Origin of the sequence: Streptosporangium sp. NPDC005286 (genome assembly GCF_040607515.1) — a bacterium.
Taxonomy (GTDB): Bacteria; Actinomycetota; Actinomycetes; order Streptosporangiales; family Streptosporangiaceae; genus Streptosporangium.
On the sequence record NZ_JBEXGU010000016.1, the window covers coordinates 13,991 to 39,344 of the forward strand.

Here is a 25,354-nt window from a genome sequence, read left to right on the forward strand (position 1 = left end):
AACCTCAACTGAACTTCAGGTCAAGGACGTGCGCGGTGAGCTGGGGCTTTCGGCGGAGGCAATGCCGTGGCGGGCCTGGTCGTCGTGTACGACCACGGTGGCTCCCTTCTTGATGGTGAGCGCGGTGGCCGGCGGGTGGAGCCTGCGCCGGCCTTCGACGCGGCGGGGGAATCCACGCTGATTCCGCTGCGTCATGTGATTGCGGAGCCCATACACGCCCTGGACCGGCGGCGGGGCCTGGCGCGGGGTGTAGTGCGCCCCGAACAGCCCAGCGATCAGCTCGATGACCCCTCATGCCTCCGGTGTACCCCCGGGGAATCCCGGTCGGCGATCGGCCCGTCCCTAACCTGACCGCAGCCTTTCGAGAGCATTAGCAGGGCTGGACATGCTCACCGTGTGCTCCGCGTGATTTTCCCAGGCGGCGCAGGATCAACATCGCGGCTCCCGCGACGACGATCTCGGCCACCGGGAAGCTGATCCACAACCACAGGGTTCCGAAGAGGCTGAAGGCGAGCAGCAACGGCACCCGGACCGCCAGGATCGACCCGATCGAGATCACGTAGGACGGTCGCGCCCGCCCCAACGCCTGGAAGTACGCCGACACGAGCATCGCCACCCCCGAGAGGGGATAGCCGAGCGCGATGATTCGCAGGGCATGGGTCGCCGCTTCCCGGACCGCTGGATCGTCGGTGAACGCCGCTGTCAACGGCGCGGCGGCCACCAGGAGGACGAGACAGGCCGCCGTTCCGTAGACCGCTGTCGCGCGAAGGGCGAGTGTTCTCGTGCGGCCGACGCGAGCGGCCAGGGCGCGGCCCGCGTTGTATCCGATCAGCGGCTGCATCCCCTGTGAGATGCCGAGCTGGGGCATCAGGACGAACGTGCCGATCCGGCTGCAGATGGCGTAGGCGCTCATCAGCACCGGGCCGCCGAGCGTCACCAGCAGGTTGTTGACGAGCGCCACGACCAGGGTGTTGCCGAAGCCTCCGAGAAAGGACGGTGCTCCCACGGCTACCAGCAGGCGCAACGTGGGGCCGTGCGGGCGTAGATCGGCGCGGGTGACGCGGTAGGGGCGGTCGCGCTGGACGAAGAAGAACCACAGGCTCATACCCATGGAAACCGCCTGGCCGCCCACCGTTCCCAGCGCAGCGCCGCGAACCCCCAGGCCGAAGCCGAAGATCAGCAGCGGATCGAGCACGATCTGACAGACCACCGGAGCCACCCAGAGCATGGTCGAGAAGCGCATCCGTCCCTCGGCCCGCACCAGGCTGGAGAAGCCGGTCGCCGTGATCGCACCTGCCAGAATGATCAGGGCGTAGTCGCGCGCGTAGCCATGAGTCTCGTCCGTGGCGCCCAGCAGGGTGAGGAGCGGGTCGACCAGCAGCACTCCCAGCACACCGATGATCACGGCCGTCGTCCAGTAGACGAGGAACGCGTTGCCGGTCGCCCGCGCGGCTTGCCGGAGGTCGCCGGCGCCGAGGCTGCGGGAGACCAGCGACGCGCCGCCGATCCCGACCGTGGTCGCCACCGCCCCGAGGATCAACAGGATGGGCGTCACGATGTTCACGGCCGCGAACGCGATCGCCCCCACGCCGCGGGAGACGAACCAGGCGTTCGTCAGCGCGTAGATGCCGTAGGTCGCGACCGACACGGTCGCCTGGGAAGCGGAGTCCCAGAGCAGCGGCCCAACCGGTCGCGTACCGAGGGCCGTGGTCCGGTCCCCGCGGTCACCGCGTGGACTCGACGGGAGAGTCCCCGCCGGAGTCACCGCCGGTGGCCGAAGGTTTCCATGATCTGCGCCAGTTTCGTCCGCGCGAAGTCGTACTGCGAGGAATCCGTGTGCCCGCGGTAGACGGTCTCGATGACCATGATCAACAGAAGATGAAGGTTGTACAGGCGGCGCCGCGTTCTTTCAGCCGGAGTGAACGGCTCCCTGCCGTAGCCCCGGACGAAGCTCTCCACGTCACTCGACATGCCGTCTGTCTCGGTGGCGACGAATCCGGCCTCCATGATCGGATCGCCGTACAGCGCGCGCTCATGGTCGAGGATGCTCACCAGGGCGCCGTCGCGCACCATGACGTTGGAATCCCAGAGGTCCCACTCGACGAACGTCGGCTCGGTCACCTCGTCGAGGCAGTCCGCGTGCTCGGCCACGAGCCGGCGGATGACGTCGTAGTCCCAGCCGATGTCGACGTTGCATCGCTCTCCGTCGCGCAGGACGTCCTCGACGATGCCGGTGAAGACCTGCCGCCAGGTGGCCCCGCTCGCCGTGTCGTCCAGCAACGGCCCGAAATGATCGCCCTTGATCTGGTTGAGGGCACGGTTCGCCGCACCGAGTGCCTCCTGGCAGGCGCCGTATACCTCGGGGGACAACCGGTCCTTGATGATGCCGAGATTGTCGGCGTCGACGAACTCCATGAAGAAGTAGTCGGCGTCGCACAGCTCGTGGCTCTCGTCGTAGAAATGAACGGCGGGCACCGGTACGGAGGTACGCTCACGGACCATCGTCAGCGCGTGCACCTCGGTGCGCATCATGTTCCGCTCGTACGTCATCACCTCGACGTCGGCAGGCGGCGCGATCTTGAGCACCACTGACCGGCCGCCTCGCAGGCGGATCCGGTAGGCCACGTTGAACCAGCCGTGGCCCAACTCCTCGACCCAGTCCTCACCCTCGGGCACCTGGGCATCTCCGAAGGCACGCGCGACCATGGCACGCAAGCCGTCGATCGACTGCCGGTTCTTGGTGACGCTGTCGGTCACGGCTTTCATGAAGATTCTCCGAGGTCGCGTTGGGGGGTGATCCGCTCGTCCATTCTCCATCCTCCGTACGGCGTTCCACGGGGCGGCCGAGTGGATCTTCGCGGCGTGCGGCGCCGCGGCCCGGCCGAGTCGATGAACGGACTCTCGTAGGGTGACGGGACGGCAGTGATCTGGGCCGGCCGGTTGAACGACGACCGGACGCCGCGTTGAAGGGGGCTGGTGACCTTCAGCTCACTCGGCACCTGCGGGCCGCCTGCATGTCATGTGGCGGAGTGTCCGCTTCTAAACTCCAAGGTGTGACGAAATACCTTGATGTGCATCCGGACGATCCGCAGCCTCGGCTGATCCGCCAGGTGGTCGAGCTTTTGCGCGCGGACGGGCTGATCGCGTACCCGACGGACTCGTGCTACGCGCTGGGGTGCAGGCTGGGCAACAAGGAGGGCATCGACCGGATCAGGGAGATCCGCCACCTGGGCAGTGACCACCACTTCACCTTGATCTGCAGAGACTTCGCCCAGTTCGGCCAGTTCGTGCATGTGAGCAATGCGCTGTTCCGCTCGGTCAAGGCGGCGACCCCCGGCGGATACACGTTCATCCTGCCCGCGACCAAGGAGGTGCCGCGGCGGTTGCTGCACCCCCGGAAGAAGACGGTCGGCGTCCGGATCCCCGACCACGCCATCACGCAGGCGCTGCTGGCCGAACTCGGCGAACCGCTGCTGTCGAGCACCCTGCTGCTGCCCGATGAGACCGAGCCCCCGACGCAGGGCTGGGAGATCAAGGAGAGGCTCGACCATGCGGTGGACGCCGTCATCGACTCCGGCGAGTGCGGCGCCACCCCGACGACGGTCGTCGACCTTTCGCAGGGCGAGCCCGAGATCCTCCGCCGGGGCACCGGAGACCCGTCCCTCTTCGAGTAAGGCGACCGGCACCATTCACGTCTTCCCGGCGACTTCGCCAGGTGCAGGCCCTGCCGAACGAAGACGGCGCAGCACGACCGCAGGGCCTCGGCAAGTTCTCGGCCCAACCCGTTTCGCTCCCGTGGTGGGCGTGACCGCATCGACCTGTCGCGCCTGATCAACGGGCTGCCGTTTTGTAGCTGATTCCCGACACCATGTGGTCACCGATGGCGACGGCATCCCGCTTATGCGGCCATGGGGCGTGGCCGCTTCAACAGCTCGCGGGCGAGGGTGGCGCCGCGTTTCACGTCCGCGGTCGGGGCGGGTTTTCTGGTCTGGGGGTCGGCGCACTGAGGGCATCTGCCGGGGTTCGGTACGGGGCGTGCGCAGTCGTCGCACTCGGTGCGAGCCACGAGCCTGGCAGATGCGGTCATCGGCGCGGGGGCGGGCAGTTTGGTCCGCAGCCGGTGCATGATCAGTTTGGCGGGTGAGCGGATCTCGTCGGGGAGTCCGACTGTCAGAACGGTTCGGATCTGCGTCTCGGTGCTGCCTCGGGCGAGCCACTCGGCGAGGAGCGGCAGGACGGGGGCCATCTCGGGCTCGCCGACGGTCAGCCGGGGTTCGGCCCGGCCCAGGCGGGTCAGGAGGGCGACGCCGGGGGCCGCCAAGCCACCCCCGCCGCCGTCTCCATCGTCCCCGCCATCCCCATCGCCCTCGTTGTCTCCGCTGTCCGGGGGTGGCTTGGCGGGCCAGACGGGCTCGCCCGAGCCGCGCCGTCGCGCGGCCGGTCCGGGGGAGGGGGTGGTTTCTTGGAGTTCTTTCTTTACTCCCGTAGGGAGCGCGCTCGTCTCACCAAGGCTCGGCTTCCCGAGAGCCGGGGTGACCTGGAGGTCGCTGTCGGGGCGGTCGTGCTGCGGGGTGTCGTAGACGTCCACCACGGTGCGCATCTTCCCGGCCTCGTCGCGGAAGCGCCTGCGGATCAGGTAGCCGTGGGCGGTCAGCTCGCGCATGGCTCTGGCGATGGCCTGCTGGCCCTCGGGGTTCTCGGCGGCGAGGGTCTTGATGTCCTGGTGGGGGCTGTCGGAGAAGGACATCAGGTAGGCGAGCAGGCCGCGCGCGAGGAAGGATAGGCGCCGGTTTTTGAGAAAACCGTTGGGCAGGATGGTGAAATTGGCCTTGGGGTTGCTACGGTGTATACGCATTCGGAAGGTTCTCCGGGTGCCGTGTCCCGGGGGTGTTGGAGCACCCGCCGGGGCTTTTAATGTTTCGAGGGGAACCATAGCCCGCCCGATGACTTGGCGGGCCGTAATACCCACTTACGTTGCGTGACAATCCCCGGCTCTCAAGTGTCTCCGTCTCTGGTCCTTGCTGATGTCCGAAAAAGCTTGTTACATACCATTCATGAGTCATGTTGCGAGACAAGAGCTAAATGATGAATGGTCGAACAGTCTGCACACGGAATGTTTCGTCGTCTTTGCTGGAAGGTTTGTCTGAAATACTCTTCTTTATCGGGGATTTTCAGGTGAACATGTGAGTCCGCGTGCGCCGGCCCGCGCGGCGGACGGCAGGCACTCCAAAGCGGCCGTCCGCCTGATCTTTGGCAGGACGGATCTTCGAGGGGAGGAGGTTCGGACCGTTCGGTGCCGTCGCCGATATCGCCATCGTCGGTGACGGTCGCAATGTCCGGCTCGGATTCAGGGGAGAAGTGCCGGAAAGGGGCGGTCAGGTGCCGGATGATCTAATGATCGAATGCGGCAGCATTCCAGCAGGGACGTCCCGACGATCTATCCGGTCGGTGTGGTCATCGCGCTTCTTTTCGCCCTCATGGCGTGCACGAACTCATCCGCTCCCAAGGTCACGATAACCGGAACGGATCCGCTGATAATCGTCCAGCGCTTCACCGGGGCGCACGAGGCGCTGCTCTTCGGGACCTTGACTTACGAGGCCGGGAGTAAGTGCCTGAGAATCGGCCCCGCCGGTGGAGGGGGCCAATCGGCGACGCCCGTGTGGCCGTCGGATACGCGTCCCGTGCTCATCGGCGGCAAAAGGGGAGTGGACGTTCCGGATGTCGGCACGATTCTGGAGGGCGACGGGGTCAAGGCCGAGGGCGGTGGCTCGACCTGGCGTAAGAACCCGCCCTCCGGTGTGGCCATCCCCGACAACTGCCTTCCTCCCGGGCCGGACGGGACGGTGATGATCATCAGCGAGGTCATCGCCGTCACCCGGTCGGGCTGACCGGGTGACGGCGCGAGCCTGTGCACGCTCCCGCCGTCTCGGGCGACTACCGTCACGATTCCGCACAGGCCGCTACGTATCACCTGGGGGCACTTCGGAAGCGGAGGGCCATGACGCCGGCCCCGGCGCCTTCAGGGAAGAAGCGCCGGGGGCGGCCTGTTTCCTCGCGCTCAGGGCGTGATGCTCTACAGCTTCACGGTCCTGGACGGGTCGAGGGCGAAGTCATCCTGAACCGCCGGGGCATTGCAGCCAGTGTGAACGTCGGTGGCGGTGGCCGGCCTGGCGGCCAGGGCAGGAGGCGAGGAAGTCATCACGGTTCCTTTGGGGGATGGGGCCCGGCCGGACCCGGTGCGGCCGCCTACGGGCGGACCAGGACCTTGAGGGCCTCGCGCCGGTCCATGGCGCGGTATCCGTCGGGAGCCTGCTCCAGGCCGACGGTGCGGTCGAAGACCTTGCCGGGCTGGACGGTGCCCTCCAGGACACCCGGCATCAGTTCCTCGATGTAGGCGCGGACCGGGGCCGGGCCGCCGGTCAGGGTGATGTTCGGGCCGAACAGGCTGGCGAACCCGACCGGCGCGTCGCCGTACTGCGGCACCCCGACCCGAGAGATCACCCCGCCGGGCCGGACCACGCCAACGGCCTGCTCGTAGGCGGGCATGTGGCCGACCGCCTCCAGCACCTTGGCCGCGCCGTGCCCGCCAGTCAGCTCCCGGACCTTCGCGATCCCTTCATCCCCGCGTTCGGCGACCACGTCGGTGGCGCCGAACTCCCGGCCCAGGTCGGTTCGGTCCTTGTGCCGGCCCATCAACACGATCTGCTCGGCGCCCAGCTGCCGGGCCGACAGCACCGCCAGCAGGCCGACCGCGCCGTCACCGATCACCACGACCGAGTCACCCGGGCCGACGTTCGCGCTCTTGGCGGCGTGGTAGCCCGTCCCGTACACATCGGACAGGGTCAGCAGGCCCGGCAGGAGCTCGGAGTCCTCGCCGACGGGCGCCTTGACCAGCGTCCCGTCCGCCAGGGGCACGCGGACGGCCTCGGCCTGGCCGCCGCCGATCCCGCCCGTGGCCCAGAAACCGCCGTGCAGGCAGGACGTCTGCAGCCCCTCCCGGCAGAACTCGCAGGTGCCGTCCGACCACGCGAACGGCGCGATCACCACATCGCCTCTGCGCAGGGTGGCGACCTGCGAGCCGGTCTCCTCCACGACACCGACGAACTCATGGCCCATCGGGCTGCCCTCGGAATCGGCGGGCATCGTGCGGTACGGGTGCAGGTCCGACCCGCAGACGCAGGCCCGCACAACTCGCACCAGCGCGTCGGTGGGCTCCTGCAGCACCGGGTCGGGAACTGTCTCGATCCGCACATCTCCCGCCCCGTACATGAACGTCGCTCGCATATCCGTCTTCTCCCTGGTCGTTATCGCTGCTGGTGTGAGCCCTGCCCCGGGACGGCCCGGCCGCCGAGGCGGCTCATCTCCAGCAAACTTTCTTTCGCCAGGTGGAGGCAGTGCCTGTCGTTCCAGGTAACGCCAGTACCTGCCTCGCTCAGGGACCCTCGCATACCGCGGAAATATGGACGACCGCGCCGAAATCCAGCAGCTCCTCGCCTCCCGCCGGGCCCGCATCACCCCCGAGCAGGCCGGGCTGCCCGCCTACGGCGGCACCCGGCGGGTCAAGGGGGTGCGCCGGGAGGAGATCGCGATGCCGGCCGGCGTCTCGGTCGACCACTACGTGCGGCTGGAGCGCGGCAACCTGTCCGGCGCCTCCGACGGTGTCCTGGACGGCGTCGCCCGTGCCCTGCATCTCGACGACGATCACACCACCTCGAAGTCGGCCATCATCGCCATGTCCTCGTGTTCCAGGTTGTGGCAGTGCGTCATGTACCGGCCTCGGTAGCCTTCGAAGCGGACGAGCACCTCCACGACCTCGTACGGCCGCACGTCCACGGTGTCCTTCCAGCCCGCGTCGGTGGCGGCGGGCGGCCTGCCGTTGCGGGAGAGCACCTGGAAGTGGGCCAGGTGCACGTGCACCGGGTGGTGGAAGTCGCTGGTGAACCGCCAGACCTCGGCCGTGCCGAGACGCGGCCGGGCCAGCGGGCTACCCGGCCGGAACGGCTGCCCGTTGATCGTCCAAAGGGCACCCGGCCCCCGCCTGGTGGCGCGGAAGTCGAACGTCCTGGTGGTCACCGCCGAGGACCGCTCGGCGGGCTCCGGTCGCGACAGCCGTTTCGGGATCGCGCTGTCGTCGACGGCCCGGTGAGTGACCAGGAAACGCAGCACGTTCCTGGTGGGACCGCTCCCCAGGGTGTTGACCAGGGTCACCTCGCTGCCCACCGGGTAGTCGGAGAAGTCCACGACCAGGTCGAACCGTTCGGCGGGGGCGATGGTGACCGCGGTGTGCGTCACCGGCGCGGCCAGCAGCCCGGCGTCGCTGCCGACCTGTGTGAAGCGGCCGCCGGGAGACAGCTCCAACCGGTAGCGGCGGGCGTTGGAGGCGTTGAGCAGGCGCAGCCGGTGGCGGGTGGCCGACACCTCCAGGATCGGCCACGGGGCGCCGTTCACCAGGATCACATCGCCTTCGACACCCTCCATGTAGGCGTCCTCGACCCCGGGGGTGACCCGCAGGCTCGGGTCGAGCGACGGGTAGCGGAACGAGCCGTCCTCCTCGAAGGACCGGTCGCAGATCATCAACGGGATGTCGCGCTCGCCCTTCGGCAGCGGCAGCGCGTCGTCCTCGTCGTCGCGGACGATCAGGAATCCGGCCAGCCCTCGCCACACCTGCGGACCGGTGAAGTCCATCCGGTGGTCGTGGTACCAGAGCGTGGCGGCCCGCTGGTCCAGCGGGTAGACGTAGTCCCTGGCCCCGGAGTGGAACGTCCACGACGACAGGTCGGTGCTCGCCCCGTGTTGGGAGTGGCCTCCCGGCGGCGGCCCGAACCCCTGGCCCGCGGGCACCACGAGATCGGTGGGGTAGCCGTCGGAGTCGGGTGGGGTGACGCCGCCGTGCAGGTGGGTGGAGGTGGGCACCGGCAACTCGTTGCGCACCCTGACGGTGCTGCGGCCGCCGCGGCGCAGGTCGAAGGTCGGCCCGGGGAAGGCTCCGCCGAACCCCCACACCTCGGTCGTGGTACCGGGGATGATCTCCACCCTGGCCGCGCGCTGGACCACCTCGTAGTGGCCCGGCCGCACCGGCCGGGCGAGTGCGGGGACGGGCAGCGGTACGGTGAACGGCCTGGGCAGCGGCAGCGCGCTGGAAAGGGCCTCGCCGGTGGTCTCGCCGGTCAGGTTCCCGCATCCGGCGACGGCGAGGCCCGCGCCGCCCAGCAGCCCGAGGAAGGCTCTGCGCGAGGTCATGCCGCGGCCCTCCGCAGGCCCCGCCAGGTCCAGACGCACAGCACCGCGGAGAGACCGAAGATCGTCATGCCGAGCGGGAAGTGCAGGGCGATGACCCGGTCCTGGCCCAGGGCGACCTGCGCCGTCTCCAGGGCCACGAGCCCGGCGCTCGCCCAGGCGGGCCAGAGTGGCCCCCGGCCGGGCCGCCACAGTCCGATCGCGGCACCGAGCTGGAGGTAGAGCAGGACGTGCGTGACGCCGGCGTTGTTCCGGTGCCAGGTGAGCATGTCCACGTCACCGGTGACGAACAGCCCGGCCAGCGCGGCCTGCCCGAGCACTCCGGCCAGGTGCGCGGTGGCGAACAGACGCAACGACCGGATGATCCAGCCGGGGGAGGGTGGGGAGTCCATGCGGGCCATGCTGTCGATCCGGGGTCTGACGGTCGTCGCCTCCAAGATGGCTTTTCCTCGTACGACCCGGGATGTATCCGGGGCCGGAATACGGCGGGGGAGGTATGCCGGGCCTCCACCGCGGGCGGGAGGATCCGCCTCCTTTGGTGACCTACCGTTGCGGGGGTGAGGAACCAGAGGACGGACGTGCTGATCGCGCTGGCCGCGCTGAGCGGGATCGTCGGGGGTACCTATGGCGGACTGTCCTGGTCAGGACCGTTCGAGCGGCCGCTGGACACCACGGGTCTGGCGCTGATCACGGTGTCGTCGCTGGCGCTGGCCTTCCGCCGGAGGACGCCGATGATCGTCGGGGCGGTCACCGTCGCGTGCGGCATCGCCTACTACGCGGGGCGGTATCCGGGTGTCTTCGTGGCCGCGCCCGCGTTGACGGCGATCTACACGGCGTCGACCCTCGGCCGCCGCCGGCTGGCCGTCACGCTCGCCGTGGTGCTGGCCGCGGGCGTCTACGGCCCCATCGCGCTGTCCGACTCCGATCCCGCACCCGGCGACGGGTTCAACCTGCTCAGCGGGTGGCTGGTGGCGATGGTGGTCATCGGAGAGGTCGTCAGGAATCGCCGCGCCTCCGTGCGGGAGGTCGAACGGCGCGCGGCCGAGGCCGAGCGCACCCGTGAGGAGGCCGCGCTGCGCCGGGCGGGAGAGGAACGGCTGTGGATCGCCCAGGAACTGCACGACACGCTCACCCACAGCATCTCGGTGATCAACGTCCAGGTGGCGGTCGCTCTGGAGCTGCTGGATCGAAAGCCCGAACGGGCCCGCGAGGCGCTGGTCGCGATCAAGGACTCGGGACACGAGGCGATGCGGGAACTGCGCGCCACGCTGGGCGTGCTGCGGCAGGTGGAGCCGGACGGCCCCGAGACGGGGCTGGCCCGCCTGCCGACGCTGGTGGCCAGGGCCGAGGCGGCGGGGCTGCCGGTGAGGTCCGCCGTGGTGGGAGTGCCGCGCGAGCTTCCCCCCGACGTCGACCGGGCGGCCTACCGCATCGTGCAGGAGGCGTTCACCAACGTGCTGCGCCATGCTGGGCGCGCGTCGATCACGCTGACGCTCGAATACCATCCCGTCATGATCGTGGTACGCGTCGAGGACGACGGTGAGTCCGGCACGGGCACCGTGGAGCACGGGATGGGCCTGATCGGGATGCGCGAGCGCGCGGTGGCCGTCGGCGGCTCGCTCACCGCCGGGCCGCGTGACCGGCACGGGTTCGCGGTCCGTGCCGAGCTGCCGCTGGCCGGACAGCCGTGATCCGGGTGCTGCTGGCCGACGACCAGGCGCTGATGCGCGCCGGCTTCCGGGCCCTGCTCGAACTCGCCGACGACATTGTGGTGGTCGGCGAGGCGGCCAACGGGGTGGAGGCCGTCGAGCTGACCCGGCGGCTGCTGCCGGACGTCACGCTGCTGGACGTGCGGATGCCGCTGCTCGACGGGATACAGGCCACCCGCAGGATCGGCGAGGATCCCGAGCTCGACGGAGTCCGGGTGGTGATCCTCACCAACTACGCCCTCGACGAGTACGTCTTCGCCGCCCTGCGCGCGGGAGCCAGTGGATTCCTGCTCAAGGACATCGAGCCCGCCGAACTGCTGCAGTCGGTACGGGTGGCCGCCCGCGGCGACGCGCTGCTTTCGCCGTCCGTCACCCGGCGGCTGATCGAGGAGTACGTCTCCACGCCGCCGCGCCCGGTGGCCGGTCCGGGGCTGGAGCGCCTGACCGAGCGGGAGCGCGAGGTCCTGTCGCTGGTGGCGGCCGGTATGTCCAACGAGGAGATCGCCACCCATCTGGTCATCAGCCACGCCACGGTCAAGACGCACGTCAGCAGGACGATGACCAAGCTCGGCGCCCGCGACCGCGCGCAACTCGTCGTCTTCGCCTACGAGTCGGGGCACGTCGTCCCGGGAGCCGGTCGCTGAACCGCGCGTCTCCCTGATCGGCAGGGAAATCGGCTCCTCGGCTCGATGGGGCCGCGACGTGTGATGTCGTGAATCGCCGCAGTGCCGCGACGGCGCGGGAGACCCTCATGAAGGCGGTTGTCCAGGACGCGTTGGGTGTTCCTCGACAGCGGCGGCGAGGTCTACGTCGACGACCTCCGCGCCGAGTGGCCGGCTATGCCAGCGGCCGAAGTTCTCCGCCGGTGTCCTCGATCGATCGGACACGTGTCGCGGCCGGAGGGCGGAGCAGTGTGACCCCGAGCGCGAAGGTCCAGAGGGTGAACGGCTCGAGGGCGAGCCGTTCGAGGATGCCGAACCAGAGGGCGGGCAGCCGTAGGACGAAGAGCACTGTGCCGACGGCGCCCACCGCTCCGACGACGAGGGAGAAGGCGGCGAGCCGGCGTCTCTCGTGGCGCAGGGCGAGGCCGAGAAATATCGGCGCCATCACGGCGGGTAGCTGAAGCAGCGCCCCGAGGCTGTGCAGGTGCAGGGCGGTGTCGGAGGGGGCGAGACCGACCAGGACTCCGCCGGCACCGGCGAGGTTCACGCCGATCAGGGCCGCAGTCGTCAGCCGGGAGCGTGGCCAGGCCCGCCGGGTCAGGATCGCGCCGACGGCGGTCGTCACGCCGACGAACACGAATCCGATGTTCATCAGCGGGTGCAGCGGCGAGCAGACGAAGATCTCGCGGCCGGGGAAGGGATTCGACTGTCCGCAGCTCGTGACGCCGAGATCGCTGATGGTGTTGGCCGTCAGGGAGTAGGGCTCGGGCCAGGCCAGCGCCACCACGAGCTGGATCGGGAAGTAGAGGATGGTCAGCGTCCAGGCTACGGCGCCGAGCCGGGCGGGGTTCGTCAGGGCCGGCATGTCACTGTGCGATCGCTTGCGAGGTGCGGGCCGGAGCTCCCCGGAGCTGGGCGGCACCGAGGCAGATGATCCAGAGGTTCACGCCGATGGTCGCGCCGGCGAAGACCAGCCAGTCCGGGAGGAGGTTGACGCGCAGAGCGAGCGTGAGCCCGCCGACGACCGAGAACGCGCCGAGCGCGACGGCGGTCCAGCCGAGGACCGGGCGGGCGGTGAGCACAAGGGAGGATCCCGCCAGTATCGGGGCGAGGCCGTAGAGGATGACGACCCAGGTCAGGGCCGTTCCGACGAGCGCGGCGGGAGCGATTTCGGCGATGGCCTCGAACGTCTCCCTCGATGCGCCGGGCTCGGACCAGAGCGCCGCCAGGGCGGTCATCCCGATCCCGTCGATGGAGAACTGCACGGCCATCACCGCGGCCCCGGCCAGCGCGGCGTGGCCTGCCGCTGCGGCCGGCCACTGGCCGGTCGGAGTCGCCCGGTCGACGTATCGGCCGGCCAATCCGATCGACCAGAGCACGGCGCCGAGAATCGAGACGATGTGGACCAGCGCGTATGCGGGATGGTCGGCCACGAACTGAAGGGCGGCCGCGCCCGAGTCCTCGGGCAGGTCTCCGTGGGTGGCTCCCCCGATCAGCCCGGCCGCGCCGCCGACGATCAGGAAGACCGGCCCGACCTGTGCGACGGGACGTCGTTTCCCGGTCATCGCTCGACCTCGTCGCCCACGATGAGGTCTGCCGTGCGCTCGAGCACCGCTCGCGCGGCCGGCGGATCGAGCCGGACCCCTTTCACGACGGCGATCACCAACTCGACCAGGCCGGTGTCGCCGTCGAGGAGCTGCCCGAGTCCGAACCGCCAGCCCTGCTCGACTCGATCGATGATCGCCCGCACCTGCGCGTCCCTTCGGGCCCGCAGGTCGATCTCGGCGAGCACCACGAAGAGGTCGGGCTCGGTTTCCATCATCTCGGCGAGAATGCGGACGTGGCCCCGTAGACGCTCGCAGGCGGACGATCCGGAGGGAATCGTTCGGTACAGAGGCGCGGTCGCTCTGTTGACGACCGCCTCGATCAGATCCTGCTTGGTCGCGAAGTGGTGGTGGATCGTCGAATGGTCGATCCCGGCCGCACCGGCGACCTCTCGAAGGCGCAGCCCCTCGAAACCGTGCCGGGCGATCGACTCGAACGCGGCCTCGACCAACGCCGCCCTGCGATCGATCGGCACCTGTGTGGCGTTCACAGCGATGACCTTATTCCCCAAGCGCTTGCTTGTCAACCAAGTGGTTGGGGGAGTTGAACGGCGGCCCGGAACGCTTGGCGGCGGGCCGTTGATGCGGCAGAGTGAAACATTGTTTCCCTTCTGGAGGTCGCGCTGTGCGTTACGTCATCATCGGCTGTGGCAACGTGGGTATGGAACTCGCCCGCCGCTGGACCTCCGCGGGTCATCATGTGACCGGCACCACCACCTCGGCCGGGCGTGTCGACGAGCTCAAGGCCGTCTGTGCCGACGTGGCGATCCTGCGGGGCGGCGACAGCACGGCGGTGCGGGACGCGACGTGCGACGCCGACGCCGTCGTGCTGACGGTGAGCCCGCGGGTCGCCCGCTCCTTTGACGCGAACGGCCGGATCGCCGAGTACGCGGACACGCTCACCGCCACCGCGCGGACCGCCGCCGCCGTGCACCCACGAGTCGTCTTCACCAGTTCGACGTCCGTCTACGGTTCCGGTGACGGGCGACCGCTGGACGAGTCGAGCCCGACGACCGACGATCCGGACGCGTCGCCGCGCAACTTCGTCGCCGCCGAGGACGCCGTCCTGGCCACGCCGCGCGGGGCGGTGGTGCGCATCCCCGACGTGTACGGGCATCCGCGCGACATCGACTACGTGACCAGGGTGAGGCTCGTCCACGAGATGCTCGGCGGCAGCGTGCCGTTCGCGGCGGACGCCCTGCTGTACCGCGTCGACTACCGCGACGCGGCCGCCGCGCTCGACTTCGTGGTGAGCCACGACCTCGTCGGAGTCTTCAACGCGGTTCCGGACGCGACCGTGCCGCCGACCAACGGGGAGGTGTTCGGCCGGATCTGTGCCGAACAGGGCTGGCCCGAGCTGAGCTACCGCGCCGAGATCAAGACCCCGTCCGTCCCGGTGTCCTCCGCCAGACTACGGGCGGAGGGTTTCGGCTTCGCGCACGACGGGCCCCAGCCCGGTCACTCCTCCGCCCCGGCGAGGTGACGGCCCACCAGCCGGCCGAAGGCCATGGCGGGAGTGAGGCACATGCCGGAACAGAACGCGTTGCCGTTGACGGCGGCGGAGCCGATCACCTCACCGACCGCGTACAGGCCGGGAATGATCCGACCGTCGCCGCGACGCACCCGCAGCCGCGCGTCCACGTCGAGTCCCGCGAAGGTGATCAGGGTGACCGGGTGGTTCTCGATCGCGTAGTACGGCGGCTCGGCGATCGGCGCGGGCAGGTGGGCGCGGGCGAAGTCGGGGTCCTGCCCCGCCGCCACGAAGAGGTTGTACCGGGCCACCTCGTCGATGAGCCCGGCCGCGTCGATGCCCGCGCGCTCGGCGAGTCCGGCCAGGTCGGAGGCCTGGTGCACGCCGCGGCGGCGCCCGCACCGCGCGACCAGCTCGGCCGGACTCCACCCGTGGACCATCGGCTGCGACTCGCGCAGCGCCCGCGCGTCGAACACCATCCAGAAGGTCATTCGCTCAATGGTGGTGAGCACCCGTTCCTTGCGGTCGATGCTCGGCTCGTCCTCGGTGATCCAGCGACGGCCACGCCGGTCGACGTAGATCTCCCAGGGCGGCCGCTCGGCGGCCACCAGCTGGGGCCGGTGCGACCAGTCCACCCGCAGGTCCCCGTCGTGCGGGGGCAGCCCGCCGAAGGTCGGGATGTACATGCCGGAACCTTGCAGACCGGCCCCGGCCCGCCGGCCCATCAGCAGTCCGTCGCCGGTGGAGGTGGGGGCCGCCGAGGTGGTCAGCGGCGCGCCCTCCAACTCGGCGAACAGGTCCGGCTCGTACCCGAACCCGCCGGTGGCGAGCACCACCGAGGGTGCCCGCCACCGGGTGCCGTCCTCGATGATCACCCCGGTCACCGTGCCGTCCTCGATCAGCAGCTCGGTGACCCGTGTCTCGCAGCGCAGGTCGATCCGGCCGGCGGCGCGGTGCGCGTCCAGCAGCGGGCGCAGCACGGCCAGGATCGCCGGGCCGCCGGGTACGGCGGTGGCGTGGACGGTGCGTGGCGTGCGATACGGCTCGTGCCCGTGGACGACGCGGGGTGTCCGCGGATCGGGGACGAACCCGGCGGCGAGCAGCCATTCCAGCACGGCCGGCTGCTCGCGCAGTGACAGCCTGGTCAGATCCTCGCGGGCGGTGCCCCGGCTGATGCGCCGGATGTCCTCGAGGTGACGTTCCGGATCGTCGTCGATGCCGCGCTCGCGCTGCGCTGAGAACCCTCCGGCGGACAGGTGGCCGCCGGAGTAGGGCAGCGCGCCGCCCACCTCGGAGGCCTTCTCCAGCAGCAGCACCCTGGCCCCCGCGTCCGCCGCGGCGATGGCGCAGGCGAGGCCACCGGGCCCGGCACCCACGATGATCATCGCCGGTCGCGCTCCCGGGGCGGGCGCCACGCGTGCCTCCCGCTCATCCACGGCATGTGTTTCCATAATGGAAACAGTGTTTCCGTCAACCGGGTGGGCGTCAAGGTGTGATCACCGGCCGGTCCGATCGCGGTTTCAGACGGCCGTCTCGCCGCGGAGGACGGACTTGGCCACCAGCGTGCGCAGGACGTCGTTCGTGCCCTCGCCGATGCTCATCAGGATCGAGTCGCGGTAGAGGCGCTCCACCTCGTACTCGGTGGAGTAGCCGTAGCCGCCATGGATCTTCATCGCGTCGATCGACGCCGCCAGGGCGACCTCGGAGCAGAAGATCTTCGCCATGCCCGTCTCCCCGTCGGCGCGGCCCCGGCGGACCGCGTCCGCGGCCCAGTAGGCCATCAGGCGAGCGGCCTGAACCTGGGTGGAGAGGTTGCCGAGTTGCAACTGGATCGCCTGGAAGTCGGCGATGGCCTGGTTGAACGCCCTGCGCTGTTTGGCGTAGGCGAACGCCTCGTCATGGGCGCGCTGGGCGATGCCGACCGACCGTGCGGCGATGTTCACCCGGCCCCACTCAAGCGCGGAGAGCGCATGTTGCATCCCCCTGCCCTCGACGCCGCCGAGCAGGTTCTCCCTGGGGACGCGCACATCGTCGAGCACCACCTCGCAGGACTCGGTGCCCTTGTAGCCGAGCTTCGGGATGTCCTTGGTGACCTGGTAGCCCGCGAGGGACGAGTCCACCAGGAGCACGCTCATGCCCTTGTGCGCGGGGGAGGTGCCCGGGTCGGTCTTGACCAGGACCGGGAGCGGGTCCGCGTACCGCGCGTTGGTGATCCACATTTTGGTGCCGTTGACGACGTAGTGGTCACCGTCGAGCGTCGCGGTGGTGCGGATGCCCTGCAGGTCGGTGCCGGCGTCGGGCTCGGTGAGGGCGATGCCGGTACGGCGGATGCCGGCGGCGAGGTCGGGAAGGTACTTCCGCTTCTGCTCCTCCGTGCCGCGCATCGCGATCATCCGGCAGGCCAGGGAGTGGCTGCCCAGGATGCCGGCGATGCCCATCCAGCCACGGGCTATCTCCTCGAAGACCAGCGCGAACGAGACGGGGTCGAGGTCGAGGCCGCCGTACTCCTCGGGAATCGTCATCCCGAACAGGCCCATCTCCCGCATCCCGTCGACGATCTCCGCCGGATAGCGGCCCGACTGCTCCCACTCGCGGGCGACCGGGATGATCTCCCGATCGACGAAGTCGCGCAGGACGGCGCGGAACTCGCGCTGGTCCTCGTCAAGCTGGAAATCCACTGCGACTGCCTTTCTCGCCCGGAGTCTCCCGGACTCCGTTGTTCAGGAAACGCCGGCGGGAACGAAGACGGGAAGGGCGCGTCCGTCATCCAGGTCCACCCAGGTGAGCCGGACCGGGTCGTCGATGCGCCACTCCTCCTCCGGCCGGCCTTCCAGCCGGGTGAGCAGGATGACCCCCTCGGCCAGCCGGACGCGGGCGATGACGTAGGGAACGTCGAGTTCCGGGCGCGGTGCCCGGTACACGACGGTGAACGAGTCCACCACGCCGGCCCCGGCCGACGTGCTCCAGTTCAGCCGCTCAGAGCCGCAGTGCACGCACAGCGCGCGCGGCGGGTGCTGCGTCCCCGCGCAGCCGGCGCAGGTCTGCACCAGCAGCCGACGGTCCCTGGTCGCCTCCCACCAGGGCAGGGTGATCTCGTCGGGCGGCGGAACCTCGGGGGCGATCACGCCTCCACCCCCAGCACCACGGTGGCGTGCGTCGACAGGATTCCTCCCGTACCGTGGGCCAGCGCGAGACGCGCGCCGGGAACCTGCCGGTCACCGGCCTCGCCGCGCAGCTGCGCCACCGCTTCGATCAGCAACATGACCCCGAACTGGCCGGGGTGGCAGTAGGACAGGCCACCGCCCGAGGTGTTGAGCGGAAAGTCGCCACCCGGGCGGATCCTGCCGTCCGCGATCCAGTCCAGCGCCTCGCCCCGGCCGCAGAAGCCCAGCGCCTCCAGGGTGAGCGCCACGGTGATCGTGAACGAGTCGTAGACCTGCGCGACGTCGATGTCGGCCGGGGTGACGCCGGCCCGCGCGAACGCGTCGGCGCCGGAGCCGACCGCGCCGGTCACGGTCAGATCGGCGACGGCGGTCATCGAGGTGTTGGTGGTGCGCTCGCCGTACCCGAGCACCTCGACCGGCTTCCTGCGCAGGTCCCTCGCGCGCTCGGAGGAGGTCAGCACGACCGCGCCGCCGCCGTCGGTGACCAGGCAGCAGTCCAGAGCGGTCAGCGGGCTGGAGATCGTCGTGGAGCCGACCACCTCCTCGGCGGTCAGCGACCGGGTGCCGTAGCGGAACGCGGCGGGGTTCAGCAGCGCCCACTCCCGCGCCGCCACGGCGACCTCGGCGAGTTGCTCCCGCGTCCCGCCGCCGGTGTGCAGGTAGCGTCGCGCGGCCATCGCGTAGTACGAGAGCGGATAGAGCGGGCCGTACGGCGTCTCGAACTGGGCCTCCGGCGTGTGCTCCTCCACCACGCCCCCGAGAGAGCGGGAGCGGGCCGACCGCTGGTTGGAGGCGAAGCTGATCACGACGGTCTCGGCCTGACCCGCCTGGATGGCCTGGGTCGCCCGCGCCACGAACATCTCGAAGGCGGAGCCGCCCGCGTACGTCGAGTCGGTCCAGCGCGGCTGGAGACCGAAGTGGTCGGCGAGCTGGGTCGCGGAGAACCGGGAGACCCCGGTCGTCGCCAGCCCGTCGACGTCACGCAGGGTCAGCCCCGCGTCGGCGAGCGCCCGGCCGATCGCCTGGGCCTGCAGACCGAGAATCGACCGGTTGGTGACCCCGAGATCCGACTCGGCGGCCCCGACGATCGCGACACCGGTGCTCATCTCGCCTCCGGTCCGCCGGCGCCGCCGAGTCTCGCCCCTGGCCCGTCGGCGACACCGAGCAGGACCCGGGCGCGCGCGGGACCTGCGGCGACCCGGTCGACCTCGCCGTCGGCACCGACCACGACCACCCGCTGGCTGAGCACCAGGAAGTCGTCACCGACCTCGGAGACCGTGCCCTCGCAGCGCACGGTCTCCTCGGCGAAGACCAGTGCCTTGAAAGTGAAGTCCAGCTCGCGCACGAAACACCGCGGACCGAGCCAGTCCTGGATCTGCTCGACCAGCAGGGCACCGAACACCTGGCCGTCGACGACCGGCGCGGGAACCTGCTGCCTGGCGACGAACTCGGAGTCGTAGTGCAGCCGGTACCAGTCCCAGGTGGCTCCGGCGTAGGCGACCATGTTCGCGAGCCCTACTTTGCGTTCGAGCGGGGGGACGACCTCCCCGGGTTCGTGGGTCATGCCCCGGCCCCCAGCGATACGAAGATGATGGTCTCCTCGTTCTCCGCGAGCAGCTCGTCGTGCTGGTCGGTGTAGGCCGCCCGCGAGGTGATGATCAGCATCTTCGCGCCGGACCTGGTGGTCTTCTCGGTCGCGTCCTTGATCTCCCAGGTGGCGGTGACGACGTCGTCGGGGCGGATCCGGCGGTGGAAGACGTAGGAGTTGCCGCCGCGGACCTTGCGGGTGCCCGGGATCTCGATCCCCCAGTTGTGCCCGGCGTCGCCGTCGGGGCCCATCGGCAGGCCGGCGTACTGGTTCGTCTCGCAGATCAGGGTGGGCGGCGCGGTCACCCCGGACAGTCCCTGGGCGCGCGCGTATTCGGGATCGGAGTACAGCGGATTGTCGTCCCCGACGGCGAGGCCGAAGTACCTGCACGCGGCGGGGCCGAGCTCCTCCGGCGCGGTGTAGACCCGCCTGCGCCCGACGAGCGCGCGGATCTCCTCGGTGAGCAGCGTCACGACGGGTCCTTCGGGTAGAGAGCGGTCGGGAACACCTCAAGCAGGAACTCGGGACGGAGCAACTCCTTGCAGATCGCTCCGGTCGAGGCCGGCCACGGGGGCGAGAGCAGGCGTTCACGGACCGGCGCGACCACGCGGTAGTCCGGCAGGGCCGACTCGACGCAGAACTCGACGATGGAGAGCAGGTTCTCCGGACCGAGACCGGCATGGGAGAGCAGGTGCAGGATCGCCCCGTAGGTCTCCTCGGCCTGCGCCCGCAGGTCGCCCGGGTGGAGCGCCTGCTGGGTCTCCATGTCCAGCGCCGCGAAACCGGACATGAACAGCGTGCGGCCGGCCCGGACGCCCGGCGAGTACGTCAGGGTGTCATACCGTGACCAGCCCGGGTTCACCAGCTCCAGCGGATGCCTGGAGGCGGTGACGTCGATCGCGACCATGGACTCCGGGTGGTGCAGGCGGCTCATCAGGATGCCCCCGGCTCCCGGGTACACCCCCGCTCCGCCGAGCCGTTCCTTACGCACCCGGTGGCTCTTGCGATAGACGCCGCGAGAGGCCGGGGTCGAGTAGTCGTAGGTGGTCACGGCGTTGTCCAGGGACAGGCCGGCCTGGCGCAGCAGCGCGTCCGCCCGGTCGAGGCAGTACGCGTACTGGCCCACGAAGTCGCCGGGGGAGACGATGTCACCCGACTCACCGACGGGTACGACGGTCGGCAGGTACACCGTGCCGTCATGCCCCTCGCGCACCGGAGAGGCGGCCCGCACACCGGCCTCCCGCCGCTCGCCGGCGGCCGGCAGCTCGGTGCCGCCGCCCCGGACGGCACGCATCTCGATCTCCAGCAACGCGGTCGAGCGGACCAGCCGCTCCACCACCACCGTGGAGAGCGTGGGCCGGTGCGCCCCGAAGACCTCCCCGCGCACGGCGGCCGCGGCCTCGTAGTCGGGCAGGCCCGCGAGGGTGACGTTCTCCGTCACGTGCACGACGTCGTCCGGGCCGAGACCGGCGGCCTCGATGATCGTCAGCACCTTCCGGTAGGCGATCCGCGCCTGCTCCTCCATGGTGCCGGAGACGACCATCTTGCCGAGCGCCTCGTCCCGTGCGGCCGCGCTGTGCCCGGACGACCAGGCGCTGTCGCCCTCGGACAGGCCGAGGCAGAAGGTGAAGTCCTCGTAGGGGAACCAGGGGAACTCGGCGGGTCTGACAGCTCGCAACGTCATCTCTGCTCCTGACTGCGCTGGGCGAACTCGGCTGCGGCGGCGGCCGCGGCACTCAGTACGGCGGTGAGATCCGGTTGCTCGTCGAGCGCCTCGACGACGTCGACGAGCCCACTCGCCCGGCCTCCCACGTTGCCCTCGAACTTGGCGACCAGCGCGTCCCGGCCGAGCGGGTTGACCCCGCCCCCCTCGCTGCGCCGCACGAAACCCTCGACGACCCGGCCGTCGCGGAGCCTGATGGAGACGCGCCCCGGCGCATCGGCGGCCACGAGCCCCGAGGGCTCGGTGACGTCCCAGCGGACCCGGGCGGCGAGCTCGCTCACCTCGGCCCGGGCGATCGAATGCGGCTCGAAGGTGTCCAGGCTCACCCCCCGGTCGACGACCAGTGCCGCGACGGTCCAGGGGAGCGAGAACTTCGCGGCGTACGCGCTCGCCGGTCGCAGCAGGTCGCGGGAGGTGTCACAGACCACCGAGGCGGAGTCGGGGTGGACCTGGGCATGTATCTCGGAGACGTCCTCGGGGCCGAACGGCTCGCGCGCCATCGCGTCGAGGGTCGCCCCCATGGTGGCATGCGACAGCTGGCAGGCCGCGTAGGGCTTTATGCCGATCCGGGTGGTCTCCCACCGGTCACCGAGGTCGGCGACGATCGAGTGCGGGTCCACGCCGCCCTGTGCGAGCGCGTCGAAGACACCGTGCGGACCGTCGAACACCGTCTCCGGTCCGGTGGCACCCGCCGCCGCCAGACGGGCGGCGATGATGCCCGACTGCGAGGCGAACCCGGGATGGAGCTGTTTGGTGGAGGCCCCGGTGCCGAGGAAGGCCAGCAGGCCGCCCGCCTGACTGCCCGCGATCCCCAGCGCGTTGGTGGCCTGGGCGACGTCCAGGCCGAGCAGCCGCGCGGCGACCAGAGCCGAGGAGAAGACGCCCGCGACCATCGTCGCGTGCAGGCCACGCGCGTGGAATCCGTGCGGGGCGGCGGCGGCCACCCGGCAGGCGGTCTCGTACCCCGCCACGGCAGCGGTGAGCACCTCCCGGCCCGACGCGCCGACCTGCTCGCCGACGGCGAACGCCGCGGGCAGGACGACGGCGGTTGCGTGCACGAGGCCGCCGGCGTGGGTGTCGTCGAAGTCGAGGGCGTGCACGAGGGTGCCGTTGGCGAGGGCCGCGGCGGGTGCCGAGAGCCGGTGGCCGGTGCCGAGGACCGTCGCCTCATCGGGGCCGCCCAGGTCTCGGGCCACGGTCAGCGCGGGGGTCGCGGCTCCGGTCCGGTACGCGCCGAGCGCGGTGCCGACGCCGTCGAGCAGGTGCCGGACGGCGGCCTGGCGGGCCGCGGCCGGAACGTCGGTCAGACCGAGCGCCCACCGGGCCAGCTCCCGGGCGATCATCGCGTGGCCGCCTCGGTCACCTCGCCGAACGCGCCCTGGGCCTTCAACTCGTCGATCGTCGCGTCGTCGTATCCCACGATGTCACGGACCACCAGGTCGAAGTCCTCGTTGCGGAGCGGGGCACGACGATAGGTCGGCGGTTCACCGCCGACCCGCACCGGTGAGGCGACCTGCTCGACCGTACCGAACCTGGGGTGCTCGGTGGTCACCCGTAACCCGCGCGCCCTGGTGTGCTCCTCCTCCAGCGCGGCCGCGACGCCGTTGATGGGAGCGCAGGGGATCGAGGCCGGATACAGGACCCTCAGCCACTCGGCCACGGTACGCCTGCGGAAGATCTCTTCCAGGAGTCCCAGCAGCTCCACGCTGTTTCGCTGCCGGCCCGCGAACGAACCGTACGGGGAGTCCGGCTCGGCCCATTCGGGATGGCCGACGACCTCGGCGAGCCGCGCCCAGAACTTCTCCTTGGCGCAGCCGACGACCAGCCAGCCGTCGCCGGCCTCGAACGCCTGGAACGGCACCAGCGAGGGGTGGGCCGAATGACGGGTTCGGACCGGGGTGAAGCCCGCGTTCAGGTGCCAGGCCGCCGGATAGGTCAGCATTCCGATCGCGGTGTCGTACAGGCTGACGTCGCAGTCCATGCCCGTCCCGTCGCGCCGCGCCGCGTGCACGCCGGCCAGCAGCGAGAGGGCGGCGACCAGCCCGCCGGAGTAGTCGACCAGGGAGAGCCCGGACTTGGTGGGCGGCCCGTCGGGCTCGCCGGTGAGATCCATCCAACCGGCCAGGCCCTGGAGCACATAGTCGTAGCCCGGCTCCTTACGGCGCGGGCCGGTCATCCCGAAACCGGTGAGCGAGCAGCAGACGATGGCCGGGTTCAGCTGCTTGAGGTCGTCGTAGGTGATACCGATCTTCGCCGGGACGTCGCCGCGAAGGTTGGAGTAGACCACGTCGGAGACCTTCACCAGGTCCTCGAAGACCCTGCGCCCGGCCGCCGAGGACAGGTCGAGGGAGAGACTGCGCTTGTTGCGGTTGAAGGTCTCGAAGAAGAGCGAGTCCTCCCCCTCGCCGTACGGCGGCACGTAGCGGCCCACGTCACCGCCCACCCTCGGGTCCTCGATCTTGATCACTTGGGCGCCGAGATCGGCGAGGTGCACGCTGCCGAACGGGCCGGCCCCGTACTGCTCGACGGCAATGATCCGGATGTCTTCCAGAGGCTTCAAAGGGTGCTCCCTGCGATGTCTGCCATGAGCGACAGGATCTCGTTCTGAGCCGCGCGGATCTCGGCGGCGGTGAGCCCGTGGGTCGGCGGGCTGAGCTTCACCGAATCGGCCTTCCCCGCGTAACCGGCGATGCGTTCGGCCACCTGGTCGCGGGTGCCGGTCATGGTGAGCACGTCGACCATCTCCGGGGAGACCGAGCCGGCGAGGTAGTCCGCGCCCCGGCCCTGCCGGAACGCGTCGACGACCGCCCGCTGCTGGTCGGCCAGGCCGTGGAAGCCGAAGAAGTCGGCGTAGGTGCGGACGCTGGCGTAGAAGCCGACGACCCCCGACACGCGGCGGACGGCTGTCCGCCGGTCGTCGGCGACGGAGCAGCAGGCGGACACCACGACGTCGAGGTCCGCGCGCCTCTTGCCCTCGACCCGGGCGATCCCCGCCTCCAGCTCCGGCAGAACCAGCTCGTCCAGGTAGCGAGGGGAGCAGAGCTCGTGGCTGATCCAGCCGTCGCCGATCGCCCCGGCCAGCCGGGTCATCACCGGTCCCATCGCCGCCAGGTAGATCGGGATGTCCGTCCGCCGCACCCCGAAGGGCCGCGCGTAGCCCCGCATCCGCATCGGCTCGTACTCGCCGGTGAGAGCGATCTCGGCGCCGGTGGTGCAGGTCTCCCAGAAGTGGCGGATGTTCCGGACGGTCTCCCTCATGTGCCCGGACGGCTTGCCGAAGCGGGCGTTGTGCCAGTCCTCGTTGAGCCGCCGCACACCGGTTCCCAGACCCAGGACGAAGCGCCCGTCCGACAGCTCGTCGATGTCGAGCGCCTCCAGGGCGGTGGTCATCGGGCTGCGGGTGAAGGCGAGCGCGATGGCGGTGCCGATCCTGACCCGCCTGGTGGCCGTCGCGAGAGCCGCCGCGGTGACGGTGGCGCTGCGATGCAGCTCGGGAACCCAGATGACCTCGGCGCCCGCGGCCTCCGCTCTGCGGGCCACCTCCATCAGCTCCCCGAGGGACTCACCCCAGGGGGCGAAAGTGATCCTCATGCCTGGGACGGCCCCTGGTCACCGGTGAGCGGCTTCTTGCCGGTGGGGAAAAGGCCCTCCAGCTGGGGCGCTCCCCTTTTGTAGACGTAGAAGGTGCGCTTGAACGAGCAGACCTCGTCCCCGTCCTGGTTGAGCGTCCGGGTGCGCACGGTGACGATGCCCGCGTGGGGACGGCTGCCGGACTCCCGCTTCTCCAGCACGAGCGACTCGCTGTACAACGTGTCACCCGCGAAGACCGGGTGGGTCATCCTGATCTCGTCCCAGCCCAGGTTGGCGAACGCGTTCTGGGTGATGTCGGTGACGCTCTGCCCGACCGCGATCGCCACGGTCAGGGTGGAGACGACGAGCGGCCTGGTGAACTCGGACCGCTTGGCGTACTCGGTGTTGAAGTGCATCTGGTTGGTGTTCATCGTCAGCAACGTGAACCACGTGTTGTCGGACTCGGTGACCGTTCGGCCCAGGGGATGCTGGTAGACGTCACCCACCTCGAAGTCCTCGAAGAAGCGGCCCTTCCATCCCTCTTTGATCGCCATCGCCTTCCCCGGATGCTCGCGTCGGTAGATAATGTCAGACGTATAAAGCGTAGGGCAATGCGGTGACCTTGT

General features: G+C 70.1%; 25 protein-coding genes and 1 pseudogene. 6 read left to right on the plus strand and 20 right to left on the minus strand.

The window, feature by feature from the left end; genetic code table 11:
- Positions 1–370 precede the first annotated feature (370 nt).
- Positions 371–1,648: an MATE family efflux transporter gene (locus ABZU75_RS08785; RefSeq protein WP_355550996.1), complete on the minus strand. Its 1,278-nt coding sequence runs from the start codon at positions 1,646–1,648 to the stop codon at positions 371–373.
- A gap of 113 nt (positions 1,649–1,761) precedes the next feature.
- A complete protein-coding gene (locus ABZU75_RS08790) occupies positions 1,762–2,766 on the minus strand; it encodes an aminoglycoside phosphotransferase family protein (RefSeq protein WP_355550998.1) in 1,005 nt (334 codons plus the stop codon).
- Positions 2,767–3,014: 248 nt separating this feature from the next.
- Here ABZU75_RS08790 and ABZU75_RS08795 point away from each other — a divergent pair, with 248 nt between their 5' ends.
- Positions 3,015–3,674, plus strand: a complete 660-nt coding sequence (locus ABZU75_RS08795; RefSeq protein WP_355551128.1) for an L-threonylcarbamoyladenylate synthase — start codon at positions 3,015–3,017, stop codon at positions 3,672–3,674.
- A gap of 224 nt (positions 3,675–3,898) precedes the next feature.
- Here ABZU75_RS08795 and ABZU75_RS08800 read toward each other — a convergent pair whose 3' ends face one another.
- Positions 3,899–4,855: a hypothetical protein gene (locus tag ABZU75_RS08800; protein WP_355551000.1), complete on the minus strand. Its 957-nt coding sequence runs from the start codon at positions 4,853–4,855 to the stop codon at positions 3,899–3,901.
- 547 nt (positions 4,856–5,402) lie between these two features.
- On the opposite strand from ABZU75_RS08800, the gene ABZU75_RS08805 reads away from it, so the two are divergent.
- Positions 5,403–5,888, plus strand: coding sequence for a hypothetical protein (locus ABZU75_RS08805; protein WP_355551002.1), 486 nt, complete (start codon positions 5,403–5,405; stop codon positions 5,886–5,888).
- A 358-nt stretch (positions 5,889–6,246) separates the two neighbouring features.
- Here ABZU75_RS08805 and ABZU75_RS08810 read toward each other — a convergent pair whose 3' ends face one another.
- Positions 6,247–7,284, minus strand: coding sequence for a zinc-dependent alcohol dehydrogenase family protein (locus ABZU75_RS08810; protein ID WP_355551004.1), 1,038 nt, complete (start codon positions 7,282–7,284; stop codon positions 6,247–6,249).
- 175 nt (positions 7,285–7,459) lie between these two features.
- Between ABZU75_RS08810 and ABZU75_RS08815 the strand changes: the two are divergent.
- A pseudogene (locus ABZU75_RS08815) lies at positions 7,460–7,699 on the plus strand (transcriptional regulator); the annotation flags it as partial.
- Positions 7,700–7,701: 2 nt separating this feature from the next.
- On the opposite strand, the gene ABZU75_RS08820 reads toward ABZU75_RS08815, so the two are convergent.
- Both ABZU75_RS08820 and ABZU75_RS08825 read right to left on the minus strand, forming a co-directional pair.
- Positions 7,702–9,240 carry a multicopper oxidase domain-containing protein gene (locus ABZU75_RS08820; protein ID WP_355551006.1) on the minus strand — a complete coding sequence of 513 codons (1,539 nt, stop codon included), beginning with the start codon at positions 9,238–9,240 and terminating at the stop codon, positions 7,702–7,704.
- Positions 9,237–9,629, minus strand: coding sequence for a hypothetical protein (locus ABZU75_RS08825; RefSeq protein ID WP_355551008.1), 393 nt, complete (start codon positions 9,627–9,629; stop codon positions 9,237–9,239). Before ABZU75_RS08825 ends, ABZU75_RS08820 begins: the two co-directional genes overlap by 4 nt.
- A gap of 165 nt (positions 9,630–9,794) precedes the next feature.
- Here ABZU75_RS08825 and ABZU75_RS08830 point away from each other — a divergent pair, with 165 nt between their 5' ends.
- Together ABZU75_RS08830 and ABZU75_RS08835 are read left to right on the plus strand one after the other, a co-directional pair.
- A complete protein-coding gene (locus tag ABZU75_RS08830) occupies positions 9,795–10,928 on the plus strand; it encodes a sensor histidine kinase (RefSeq protein WP_355551010.1) in 1,134 nt (377 codons plus the stop codon).
- Positions 10,925–11,590, plus strand: a complete 666-nt coding sequence (locus ABZU75_RS08835; protein WP_350920180.1) for a response regulator transcription factor — start codon at positions 10,925–10,927, stop codon at positions 11,588–11,590. The genes ABZU75_RS08830 and ABZU75_RS08835 overlap by 4 nt, the downstream gene beginning before the upstream one ends.
- A gap of 193 nt (positions 11,591–11,783) precedes the next feature.
- Here ABZU75_RS08835 and ABZU75_RS08840 read toward each other — a convergent pair whose 3' ends face one another.
- Genes ABZU75_RS08840 through ABZU75_RS08850 form a run of 3 tightly spaced genes read right to left on the minus strand, consistent with a single transcriptional unit; the run spans position 11,784 to position 13,703 of the window.
- Positions 11,784–12,473, minus strand: a complete 690-nt coding sequence (locus tag ABZU75_RS08840) for a DUF998 domain-containing protein (RefSeq protein WP_355551012.1) — start codon at positions 12,471–12,473, stop codon at positions 11,784–11,786.
- Position 12,474: 1 nt separating this feature from the next.
- Positions 12,475–13,173, minus strand: coding sequence for a hypothetical protein (locus ABZU75_RS08845; RefSeq protein WP_355551014.1), 699 nt, complete (start codon positions 13,171–13,173; stop codon positions 12,475–12,477).
- A complete protein-coding gene (locus ABZU75_RS08850; protein ID WP_355551016.1) occupies positions 13,170–13,703 on the minus strand; it encodes a helix-turn-helix domain-containing protein in 534 nt (177 codons plus the stop codon). Before ABZU75_RS08850 ends, ABZU75_RS08845 begins: the two co-directional genes overlap by 4 nt.
- Positions 13,704–13,837: 134 nt before the next feature.
- On the opposite strand from ABZU75_RS08850, the gene ABZU75_RS08855 reads away from it, so the two are divergent.
- On the plus strand, positions 13,838–14,695 hold the full coding sequence (locus ABZU75_RS08855; protein WP_355551018.1) for an NAD(P)-binding domain-containing protein: 858 nt from the start codon (positions 13,838–13,840) through the stop codon (positions 14,693–14,695).
- Here the strand turns inward: ABZU75_RS08855 and ABZU75_RS08860 are convergent.
- The 11 genes from ABZU75_RS08860 to ABZU75_RS08910 form a co-directional block, all read right to left on the minus strand.
- Positions 14,671–16,134 carry an FAD-dependent oxidoreductase gene (locus ABZU75_RS08860; protein ID WP_355551020.1) on the minus strand — a complete coding sequence of 488 codons (1,464 nt, stop codon included), beginning with the start codon at positions 16,132–16,134 and terminating at the stop codon, positions 14,671–14,673. The genes ABZU75_RS08855 and ABZU75_RS08860 overlap by 25 nt on opposite strands.
- A gap of 69 nt (positions 16,135–16,203) precedes the next feature.
- Positions 16,204–17,361 (minus strand): acyl-CoA dehydrogenase family protein, encoded by a 1,158-nt coding sequence (locus tag ABZU75_RS08865; RefSeq protein ID WP_355551022.1) that lies wholly within the window; start codon positions 17,359–17,361, stop codon positions 16,204–16,206.
- A gap of 42 nt (positions 17,362–17,403) precedes the next feature.
- Entirely contained in the window at positions 17,404–17,808 is a 405-nt protein-coding gene (locus ABZU75_RS08870; protein WP_355551024.1) for an OB-fold domain-containing protein, read from the minus strand.
- Positions 17,805–18,953: an acetyl-CoA acetyltransferase gene (locus ABZU75_RS08875; RefSeq protein ID WP_355551026.1), complete on the minus strand. Its 1,149-nt coding sequence runs from the start codon at positions 18,951–18,953 to the stop codon at positions 17,805–17,807. The genes ABZU75_RS08870 and ABZU75_RS08875 overlap by 4 nt, the downstream gene beginning before the upstream one ends.
- Positions 18,950–19,411, minus strand: coding sequence for a MaoC/PaaZ C-terminal domain-containing protein (locus tag ABZU75_RS08880; RefSeq protein ID WP_355551028.1), 462 nt, complete (start codon positions 19,409–19,411; stop codon positions 18,950–18,952). The genes ABZU75_RS08875 and ABZU75_RS08880 overlap by 4 nt, the downstream gene beginning before the upstream one ends.
- Positions 19,408–19,908 carry a MaoC family dehydratase N-terminal domain-containing protein gene (locus ABZU75_RS08885; protein ID WP_355551031.1) on the minus strand — a complete coding sequence of 167 codons (501 nt, stop codon included), beginning with the start codon at positions 19,906–19,908 and terminating at the stop codon, positions 19,408–19,410. The genes ABZU75_RS08880 and ABZU75_RS08885 overlap by 4 nt, the downstream gene beginning before the upstream one ends.
- Positions 19,905–21,119, minus strand: a complete 1,215-nt coding sequence (locus tag ABZU75_RS08890; protein ID WP_355551033.1) for a RidA family protein — start codon at positions 21,117–21,119, stop codon at positions 19,905–19,907. The genes ABZU75_RS08885 and ABZU75_RS08890 overlap by 4 nt, the downstream gene beginning before the upstream one ends.
- On the minus strand, positions 21,116–22,501 hold the full coding sequence (locus tag ABZU75_RS08895) for an MmgE/PrpD family protein (protein ID WP_355551035.1): 1,386 nt from the start codon (positions 22,499–22,501) through the stop codon (positions 21,116–21,118). Before ABZU75_RS08895 ends, ABZU75_RS08890 begins: the two co-directional genes overlap by 4 nt.
- On the minus strand, positions 22,498–23,718 hold the full coding sequence (locus ABZU75_RS08900; protein ID WP_355551037.1) for a CoA transferase: 1,221 nt from the start codon (positions 23,716–23,718) through the stop codon (positions 22,498–22,500). The genes ABZU75_RS08895 and ABZU75_RS08900 overlap by 4 nt, the downstream gene beginning before the upstream one ends.
- A complete protein-coding gene (locus tag ABZU75_RS08905; RefSeq protein WP_355551039.1) occupies positions 23,715–24,749 on the minus strand; it encodes an LLM class flavin-dependent oxidoreductase in 1,035 nt (344 codons plus the stop codon). Before ABZU75_RS08905 ends, ABZU75_RS08900 begins: the two co-directional genes overlap by 4 nt.
- Positions 24,746–25,282 (minus strand): MaoC family dehydratase, encoded by a 537-nt coding sequence (locus ABZU75_RS08910; protein ID WP_355551042.1) that lies wholly within the window; start codon positions 25,280–25,282, stop codon positions 24,746–24,748. Before ABZU75_RS08910 ends, ABZU75_RS08905 begins: the two co-directional genes overlap by 4 nt.
- Positions 25,283–25,354 lie beyond the last annotated feature (72 nt).